The 9,255-nt window shown below is 72.4% G+C and carries 6 protein-coding genes; 3 read left to right on the forward strand and 3 right to left on the reverse strand.

The features are described 5' to 3' along the window. Positions 1–134: 134 nt before the first annotated feature. On the reverse strand, positions 135–3,902 hold the full coding sequence (locus ACFVJX_RS14100; protein ID WP_384130346.1) for a S8 family serine peptidase: 3,768 nt from the start codon (positions 3,900–3,902) through the stop codon (positions 135–137). A 211-nt stretch (positions 3,903–4,113) separates the two neighbouring features. On the opposite strand from ACFVJX_RS14100, the gene ACFVJX_RS14105 reads away from it, so the two are divergent. Then, positions 4,114–5,103 (forward strand): helix-turn-helix domain-containing protein, encoded by a 990-nt coding sequence (locus ACFVJX_RS14105; protein WP_384130349.1) that lies wholly within the window; start codon positions 4,114–4,116, stop codon positions 5,101–5,103. Positions 5,104–5,208: 105 nt separating this feature from the next. Further along, positions 5,209–5,691, forward strand: coding sequence for a DUF456 domain-containing protein (locus ACFVJX_RS14110; protein WP_384130352.1), 483 nt, complete (start codon positions 5,209–5,211; stop codon positions 5,689–5,691). 52 nt (positions 5,692–5,743) lie between these two features. On the opposite strand, the gene ACFVJX_RS14115 is transcribed toward ACFVJX_RS14110, so the two are convergent. Next, positions 5,744–7,111, reverse strand: a complete 1,368-nt coding sequence (locus ACFVJX_RS14115) for a DNA-3-methyladenine glycosylase 2 family protein (RefSeq protein WP_384130364.1) — start codon at positions 7,109–7,111, stop codon at positions 5,744–5,746. 69 nt (positions 7,112–7,180) lie between these two features. Next, positions 7,181–8,347: a ribosome small subunit-dependent GTPase A gene (gene rsgA / locus ACFVJX_RS14120; RefSeq protein WP_384130355.1), complete on the reverse strand. Its 1,167-nt coding sequence runs from the start codon at positions 8,345–8,347 to the stop codon at positions 7,181–7,183. A 366-nt stretch (positions 8,348–8,713) separates the two neighbouring features. Between rsgA and ACFVJX_RS14125 the strand changes: the two genes are divergently transcribed. Beyond that, positions 8,714–9,214, forward strand: a complete 501-nt coding sequence (locus tag ACFVJX_RS14125) for a DUF5949 family protein (RefSeq protein WP_384130358.1) — start codon at positions 8,714–8,716, stop codon at positions 9,212–9,214. Positions 9,215–9,255: the final 41 nt, after the last annotated feature.

The following is a 9,255-nucleotide window of genomic DNA, read 5'->3' on the forward strand; positions in this document are numbered from 1 at the left end:
TGTCCACCGCGCGAGCCTCGCGAAAACGGCTCATCCGGAAAATGTGGCCGGGGCCCGCCGGTGAAAAGGTCCGCCGGGCGGCCCCACCCCCCACGGGAAGGACGCCCGGCGGACCGGTCCGGTGTGATCCCGCGTCAGCGCACCGCGTAGGCGCCGGTCACGGTCTGGACGACGGAGTTGCCCTTGTCGTCCGTCAGTTCGGTCCTCAGGGTGACCGGTTTGCCGGCCGCGCCCGCGTGGTTCACGGTCGCGGTCCAACGGCCGCCCTTCTGCGAGGTCGTGGCCCCGGTCCAGGTGTCGCCGCCGTCGTACGAGTAGGAGACCTTCGCCTCGGTCAGCCTGCCGGGCGTGTAGCCGGCGTGGCCCGTGACGCTCAGCCCGATCTTCTGACCGTCCTTCGCTGCCAGGGTCTTCATGCCGTCCGACGGGAGGTCGTAGCCGGGAAAGAGCAGCGGGATGCCCTGCGAGTAGACGTTCTCGTCCCGGTGCGAACGGAACTTCCAGGTCGTCTCGGTGGCGGTGGAACGCTTCCACACGACGGCGGGCTGCCCCGACTTGGCCGTCGTCATGGTGAGTTCGTACGCGGCGTCCCCGGCTGGGACGGTGAACACCCCGGACGGCCAGCCGGACTCACCGAGCACCTTGCCGCCACTGCTGAGCCGCATACTGCCCATGTCCCCGAACGAGCCCTGGAGACCGCTGTGTTCGCTGTCGCTCCAGAAGCCGGGGGCGACGCCGATCAGATTGTCCTGGCGCTCGGCCGCGAGCTGCTCCGCGCCCTGGTCGTCACGGGGCGCGGACGGGACGACGACGCCCCGGTACCAGTTCTCCGTGCGCTTCGAACCGGCCTTGTACGTACGGAACCTGTCCATCATGAACTCGCCCCAGGGGAAGCTGGAGGAGAGCGCGTGCTGCCAGGTGCTGTCGCCCGCCGAGTAGTACTCGGTGCGCTTGCCCGGTGCGGCGACGGTGTCACTGAATCCGCCGACGCCGAACGTGGCGCCGTAGGGGCGTGCGACCAGGAGCGTGTCGACGAAGTCGGTCTTCACGCCCATGGATTCGTAGGTGGACCCGACCGTGGCGAGTGCCTTGTCCTTGACCTTGTAGGTGCGGTCGGAGGTGACCGTGCCGGTCTCCGGGAAGGCCAGGTTGTAGACGTACGGGCTGACCGCCGTCGCCTTCCAGCTCAGCTCGACCGGCCGGGCAGCCATTGCGGCGGTCAGCGCCGCCGCCTCGTCCGCCCGGATGCCGAGCGTGGGCAGCGGGGCCGCGCCGTATCCGACGGACGGCACCCAGGGGCCCGCGGACGGGCGGTGGACGATGACCGCCTCGGCCCCGGCCGCCGCGGCGTCGCGCGCCTGGGTGATCACGGATCCCTCGTCTCCGACCAGGACCAGCGCGATCCTGCCCGAGACGTCGGCGTCCTTCAGCTCCTCCGGTGTGCCGGTGCCCGCGTCGACGAGTGCCGCCCTGCCCGTACCGTCGAGGTTGACGGAGCCGCTGGACGCGGACACGGGGTGGAGGGTGGCGCCGCCCACGACCGCGAGCTTCTCGATCTGCGGGGCGTACGCGCGCCAGAAGCTGTCGAACTCGAAGCCGCCGTCCCGGGCCTTGCCCCGGATGTCGACCAGGTAGTCCTTGACGGCGCCGCTGCCCGTGATGGATCCGGAGTGCAGCCAGACATCGTCCCAGCTGCGGCCGAAGGCGAGCGTCGTGCCGCGGGACTCCGTGGGGCGGTCCTGGGTCTTCAGCTTGATCCGGTGTGCCTTGCGGGCGTCCAGCACCAGGGTGGTGTCCTCGGTGACGTTCAGCTGCGGCCTGGCGAGGTAGCCGACCGACCCGACGAGGGCGCCGGTGGCGTCCTGCGGGTCGGCCGATGTGATGAAGCTGGAGACGAAGTAGGCCCCGGGGCGCACCTGGTACACCTGGTCGCCCGATCCGTCGTTGAAGCGGCGCTCGCCGCTCGCGGTGTCGGTACCGATGACGTCCACGGACGACGAGCCCTCGGCGGCCGCGCCGTTGGCGTCGATCAGCTTGATCCGCAGGGTGACGGTCTCTGCGCCGACGTACAGCGAGAACGGCGTGGAGACCTTCGTACCGCCGCCGGCGGTGGCCACGACCCGGCCGGTGACGTCGCCGTACTGGCCGTCCCGGAGCTTCGCGGTCGGGTCGAACTCCAGCGGGACCTGGACCGTGGCCCCGGCCGGCACGGTGACGCTCTTCGCGCCGAGCGCGGCGACGGCGGAGCGGACCGCCGATCCGTCGTTGCCGGTGACGCTCCGGAGCTTCAGCGACAACTTGACCGGCCGGGTGCCCGAGTTGGTGTAGGGGATGCGGACCGTGGTGCGGTCGCTCTTGTCCTGCGGCCAGTTGAAGGTGCCGCCCTGGACCGCCGGCGCACCGGTCAGCGTCGTGTCGATGGCCGCCTTGACGTCGACCCGGCCACCGCCGGTCTCGCGTACGTCACCGGGGATGTCGCTCTTCGCGGAGGACACGAGTGCCGCCTTGACCTGCTGGGCGGTCCAGTCGGGGTGGCGTTCCTTGACGATGGCGGCGGCGCCCGCGACGTGCGGGGTGGCCATCGAGGTGCCGGACATCGTCTGGTACGCGTAGATCCCGCGTCCGCCGGCCGCGGCTGCCGAGATGTCGACGCCGGGGGCGGCGATCTCCGGCTTGAGGGTGTGCGCGCCGATCGCGGGGCCGCGGCTGGAGAACTGGGCGGTGGAGTCGTCCCGGTCGACCGCTCCGACGGTCAGCACGCTGGGTGCGCAGCCGGGCGAGGAGACGGTGTTGAGGGTGGGGCCCGAGTTTCCGGCCGCGATGACGAAGAGGGTGTCCTTGCTCTTGCCGAGCTCCTCGGCGGCCAGGCTCATGGGGTCGGTGCAGTCGGTGGGCGTCTGGCTGCCCAGGCTCATGGAGACGACGTCGGCCTTGCGGTCGACGGCCCACTGCATGCCGGCGATGATCCACGAGGAGTCGCCGGAGCCGCTGTCGTTGAGCACCTTGCCGACGAGCAGGTCGGCGCCGGGGGCGACACCCTTCTTCCTGCCGCCGCTGGCCGCGCCGGTGCCGCCCACGGTGGACAGGGTGTGGGTGCCGTGGCCCTGGCGGTCGTCGGTGGTGTCGGAGTCGGTGAAGTTCTCCGACTCGGTGATCCGGCCCTTGAGGTCCGGGTGTCCGGCGTCGGCGCCGGTGTCCAGGACGGCGACCTTGGTGCCCTTGCCGTCGTAGCCGGCCGCCCAGGCGAGGTCGGCGCCGATCTGCTTGGTGGACCGGTCGAGGCTGGCCTCGACCTTGCGGTCCAGCCAGAGCTTCTTCATCCCGGCGGCGGAGCGGGAGCGGGTGTCGGTGACGTCCGCCCAGAATCCGGCGGTCTTCGCTTTGTCGGCCTTGAGCGCCACCCCGCCGATTGAGGGGAGGGCGAGTCCGCGTTCGGCGCCGCGCGGGGTGGCGGGCGCGGAACGGGCGGTCTCCCCGGTGTAGGTGGCGATGAGCGGTACGGAGTCCGCGTGCGCGTCGTCGTAACCCTGCCTGATCAGGCCGGTGACGTTGAAGAGTTCCTCGTCCACCGTGCCCTTGGCGAGAGCGGTGACGGCGGTGTCCGGGTAGACGTAGAGGTCCTTGCCGGAGCGGCGGGTCTGCACGAGGGGGAGGGTGCCGTCCGGGCGGGCGAGTGCGGTCGCCGAGGCGTTCCCCGAACCGTCCTCGCTCACCAGCACCTTGTCGCCGGTGACCAGCGTCACGGTGACCGGCTTGCTCGACGTCCCGGCCGTCGCGCTGCCGGTCAGCGGTCTCTTCGCGGTCGTGTCGCCCTGTGGCGCTGCCACGGACGGCGCGATCACCGTGACGGCCAGGACGGCGGCGGTTGCCGCCCCCAGTGCCGTACGCGATATCGGACGCATCGCTCTCCCCAGGTAGAACCGGAACAGGCAGCACGAAGCACCACGTTCCGGAGGTTGTTGGTGCTGCGGTGGCGCCACATTGGCAGAGGGACGGGGGGTACAGCGATGATGTGCCCCGGCGGGTTTACGCCGTGGCCGCTTTCCGCCACGGGAGGCCCGCCGCGCGGGACGACATCACGCGGAAGCACTGCGTCCGGGGAGGGGTCCGGGGATGCTGGGAGCCATAGGTCTCGACGAGAGGCAGGAGTCGGCCTACCGCGCGCTCGTGGCGCTCGGAGCCGCCGAGGTCTCCGATCTCGCGCACCGGCTGGCGCTTCCCGAACCGGAGACCGAACGGGCGCTGCGCCGGCTGGAGCAGCACGGCCTGGCCGCCCAGTCGTCGGCCCGCACCGGGCGATGGGTGGCGGCGCCGCCCGGCGTCGCACTGGGCGCCCTGCTGACGCAGCAGCGCCACGAGCTGGAGCAGGCGGAGCTGGCGGCGGTGCTGCTGGCCGAGGAGTACCGGGCGGACGCCGCGGAACCCGCCGTCCACGACCTGGTCGAGGTGGTCACCGGCGCGAGCGCGGTCGCGCACCGCTTCCATCAGCTCCAGCTGGGCGCGACGAGCGAGGTGTGTGCCCTGGTCACCGGGAACCCGATCGCGGTCAGTGGCCTGGAGAACGAGTCCGAGGAACAGGCCGCCACCCGGGGGGTGTCGTTCCGGGTGGTGGTCGAACGCGAGGTGCTCGCGGTGCCGTCCGGGATCCTGGAGCTGTCTGCGGCGCTGAGCCGTGACGAGCAGTGCCGGGTCGTGGACCGGGTACCGACGAAGCTGGTCATCGCCGACGGAACGCTGGCGATGGTGCCGCTGACCGGGCGCGGTGCGGAGCCGGCGGCCCTGGTGGTGCACGCCTCGGGGTTGCTGGAGTCGTTGACGGGGCTGTTCGAGGCGGTGTGGCGCGAGGCGATGCCGCTCCGGCTCGGCCGGAGCGGTCTGGTGCGGGAGGGCGACAGCGGGCCCGACCCGACGGATCTGGAGATCCTTTCGCTGCTGCTGGCCGGGCTCACCGATGCCAGCGTGGCGAAACAGCTGGAGCTGGGGCTGCGGACCGTGCAGCGCCGGGTCAAGGGCCTGATGGAGCTGACCGGGGTGTCGACCCGGCTCCAGCTGGGCTGGCACGCCTACGAGCGGGGCTGGGTGTCCCGCGAGGCGCGCCCCTGAACCACGGATCCCGGTCCCGTCGGTACGCCTCTGAGCTGCGCCGACGGACCCCGGGGCGGGTCACGACGACGGGCGGGACCGGCCGGACTCCGGCACGCTGGTCAGATGAGTGTGTGGCAGCTCGTCGCCGTGGGCCTCGTCATGCTGCTCGGCCTGATCGGCGTACTGGTGCCCGGTGTGCCCGGTCAGGCGATCGTCTGGGCCGCTGTCCTGTGGTGGGCACTGGCCGACAACACCCCGGGCGCCTGGGCCGTACTCATCGGCGCCACGGCACTCCTGCTGCTGAGCCAGGCGCTGAAACCGCTGCTGCCCCCGCGCCGCCCGCGTGAGTCGGGTGCGCCTCGCAGGACCCTGATGCTGGGCGGGATCGGTGCGATCGCGGGCTTCTTCGTCGTCCCGGTGGTGGGCGCGGTCATCGGGTACGTGGGTGTGATCTACGGGGCGGAGCGGATGCGGCTGGGCAGCCGGGGGGCGGGCTGGGCCTCGGTCCGCTCGGTGATGCGGGCATCCGGCTACTCGGTACTGGCCGAGCTGTTCGCCTGTCTGCTGGTGGCCGGGGCGTGGCTGGGCGCGTTGTTCTGGGGCTGACGTTCCGGGGCCGACGTTGCGGGGCCGACGTTCCGGGCAGGCCGGCCCGGGTTCAGGCGGAGGCGCGGTCCGCGAACTCCGTATGGCGTACGCCGTAGGACCGCCACGGCCGCCACCGGTCGGAGCCGGGCGTCGTGTACGGGTCGACATCGGGATCACCCAGCGCGCGCATCCGGATCAGCGCCGCGGTGGCCGGTTCGACGCCCGGCAGCCGCAGCAGCGCCCGCTCGGCCTCGTCGCGGTCGGCGCCCGCGTCGAGCCGTACGACGCCGTCGGCCAGCGCGGCGGACAGCGCCCGCAGCCGGGGGCCGGGCGCCGCACCGGCCAGCACACCCGGTTCCGGGAACACATGGGTGAGCCCGCCGCACGGCACGTCGAGCCGCTTCCCGTACGCCTCCACGAGCTCGCCGGCCGCCCGGTCACCGACCAGCGCGCGCACGGCGAACTCGTCGGGATCCGCGGCGCCCGGCGAGCGCAGCCCGGGGCGGGCGGCGACCCGTGGGGCGAGCAGCGGATCGGTGGCGAGCAGTTCGTCGACGGCGTACGGATCGGCGTCCAGGTCGAAGAGCCGGCGCAGCCGCTGCACCGCCGTGGTCAGATCACGCAGATCCGTGAGATGGATGCGGGCCTCCAGCCAGGAACCGGCGGAGTGCTCGTCCACGGCGACGACCGCGGTGCCGTACGGGAGCCGCAGGGTGCGCCGGTAGGTGCGGGCACCGGGCTCGCCGCTGACCTCCTCGATACGGGCGACCGTCCCGGCGGCGAGCAGGTCGAAGACCTCGCGGGACGCGTACGGCCCCCGGTGCGCCAGCCTGAGCGGGATGCCGGTGGTGCGCCCCTCCCGCACCGCGGCGCCGAGACCGGTGCCCGCCTCGGTGCGCAGACGGCTCGGAGTGCGGGCGTAGATCTGCCGGATCGTGTCGTTGAACTGGCGCACGCTCGCGAAACCGGCCGCGAACGCGATCTCGGTGACGGGCAGCTCCGTGGTCTGGAGCAGGACCCGGGCGGTGTGCGCGCGCTGGGCGCGGGCGAGGGCGACGGGTCCGGCGCCCAGCTCGGCGTTGAGCTGCCGCTGCACCTGCCGGGAGCTGTAGCCGAGCCGGTGGGCGAGACCGGGGACGCCCTCCCGGTCCACCACGCCGTCGCCGATCATCCGCATGGCGCGGCCGACCACATCGGCCCGGACGTTCCAGTCGGCGGAGCCGGGGACGGCGTCCGGACGGCAGCGTCTGCACGCCCGGAAGCCGTTGCCCTGAGCGGCGGCCGCGGTCGGGTAGAAGCGGACGTTCTTCCGCTTGGGGGTGACGGCGGGGCAGCTCGGCCGGCAGTAGATGCCGGTCGTCTCGACGGCGAAGAAGAACTCTCCGTCGAAACGCGCGTCGCGGCTGCTCACCGCCTCGTACCTGGTCTCTTCGTCCATCACACCGTCCAGTGTGCGACATCGCCCACCGCCGTACTCGCGGTTTTCGGACGTCGACCAGGGCCCCGCCTACCGGACCCGGCCGCGCTTCGCCTCCATCGCGGCCCGACCCTCGGCACCCTTGCGCTTCCAGTCGCGCCGGATCTCGTTGCGGACCCGGGCGTCGGTCTTGGCGACGATGCGCTGGTTCTCGCGCAGCAGCTTGCGGTAGCTGTCCATGCGCCGCTCGGGCAGCGATCCGCCCTCGATCGCCGCGAGCACCGCGCAGCCCGGCTCGGCCTCGTGGGCGCAGTCGTGGAAGCGGCACTGCCGGGCCAGCTCCTCGATCTCCGAGAAGACCTGGCCGACGCCGGCCTCGGCGTCCCACAGGCCGACCCCGCGCAGCCCCGGGGTGTCGATCAGGACGCCGCCGGATGGCAGCACCAGCAGGTTGCGGGTCGTGGTGGTGTGCCGGCCCTTGCCGTCCATGTCGCGGGTGGCCTGCACCTCCATCTCGTCGTGCCCGAGCAGGGTGTTGGCGAGGGTGGACTTGCCCGCGCCGGACGCCCCGAGCAGCACACTCGTACCGCCGGAGACGATCGCGGCGAACACGTCGACGCCCTCGCCCGTGGTGGAGCTGACGGGCAGCACCTGCACGCCGGGGGCGAGGCGCTCGACGTCCTGGACGAGGTGGGACAGCGTGGCGGCGTCCGGGACGAGGTCGGCCTTGGTCAGGACGACCAGGGTCTCGGCGGCCCCGTCCCCGGCAGGCGCCCCGTCGCGCAGCAGCGCGTCACCGCCCGTGCTGGACATGGCGAGGGTCAGAAAGCGTTCCACCCGCCCCAGATCGAGCTCAACCGCGAGCGAGACACAGATCGCGATGTGGTCGACGTTGGTGGCGAGCACCTGCCCTTCGGAGCGTTTGGACGAGGTGGAGCGGACGAACGCCGTGCGCCGCGGCAGCAGCGTACGGACGAACTGCGGGTCGCCCTCGGGGTCGACGGCGGCCCAGTCGCCCGTGCAGACGATCCGCATCGGGTCGCGCGGCACCACGAACGCGGTGTCGGCGCGGAAGGTGCCCTGCGGCGTGACGATGTCGCACTGTCCGCGGTCCACCCTGACCACACGTCCGGGCAGCAGCCCCTGCTCGGCGTACGGGGCGAACTCGGCCGCCCAGTCGTCGTCCCAGCCGTAGGCGGCCAGCGGGTGCGGGAGGTGGGAGGAAGAAGAGGGAGAGGTCGGGATCGGGAAAGACAAGGGAAACCCTTCACAGGGTGGCCCCGGCACTGCGCACGGCGGCGCAGAAGTCTGGTGGAAGGTCAGCCGGTGGCCACGGGGGTGGGAACGATGTGCTTCGGCTCGTGGGCAGCGCCCACCGCGACGACAGTCATCAATGTCCTCACCTCCCGCTTCACGCATGGTCCGGCAGCGGCGTCCTGTCCGCCGTCCGTAACGCCGCACACGATAGTCCGCGGCGGCCCGGTGGCGTCAACCGATTAATTGCCTCACCGGGCCGGTCCGTTCCGGCCGGAGAGGGGAACACGCGGCCGATACCCCCAACTCTCCCCCGATCGGGTGATACGCATGGAGATGGACCGGTCACAGCCGGTTAGGGTGCCGGACATGACCTCCCCCCAGACAGCCACCGGTACGTTCACCCAGGCCCAGTTGGGCACCCTCACCCTGATCGGCTGGAGCGGTGAGCATCCGCACAACGGACGCGATGTCGCCTTCCTGCTCGCCTACTCGCTCGGTGATGGATCGCAGGGCCCGGCGGCCGGCGAGGCCGCCATGCGCATCGCCCTGGAGCGCAGCGGCCTCCAGGTCGGCGGCGCCCCCGTGCGCGCCGACGAGACACCGGGGCTCCCGGTGAAACTCCTCGTCCAGGCGGGTCAGGCCGTCCTGACGCTGCCCCACTTCACCGCCCAGTACCCCGCACGGCCGGAGTGGCTGGCGGCCGCACGCGAACAGGGCGAGGTGCAGGCGATGTTCGCCACCCGACCGTGGCCGCAGGGGGCGCCGGGCCTTCCGGTGACCGAGGAGACGCTGCGCTCCTTCGCCGGCGACCCGGAGGTCATCGCCACTTCCGCCCACTGCGTCCTGCCCGTACGAGCCCTGGGCTGACCGCTCCGGGTACGCGCGATGCCCACCGCTCCCCCGTGGAG

This window comes from Streptomyces sp. NPDC127177 (assembly GCF_042672475.1).
GTDB lineage: Bacteria > Actinomycetota > Actinomycetes > Streptomycetales > Streptomycetaceae > Streptomyces.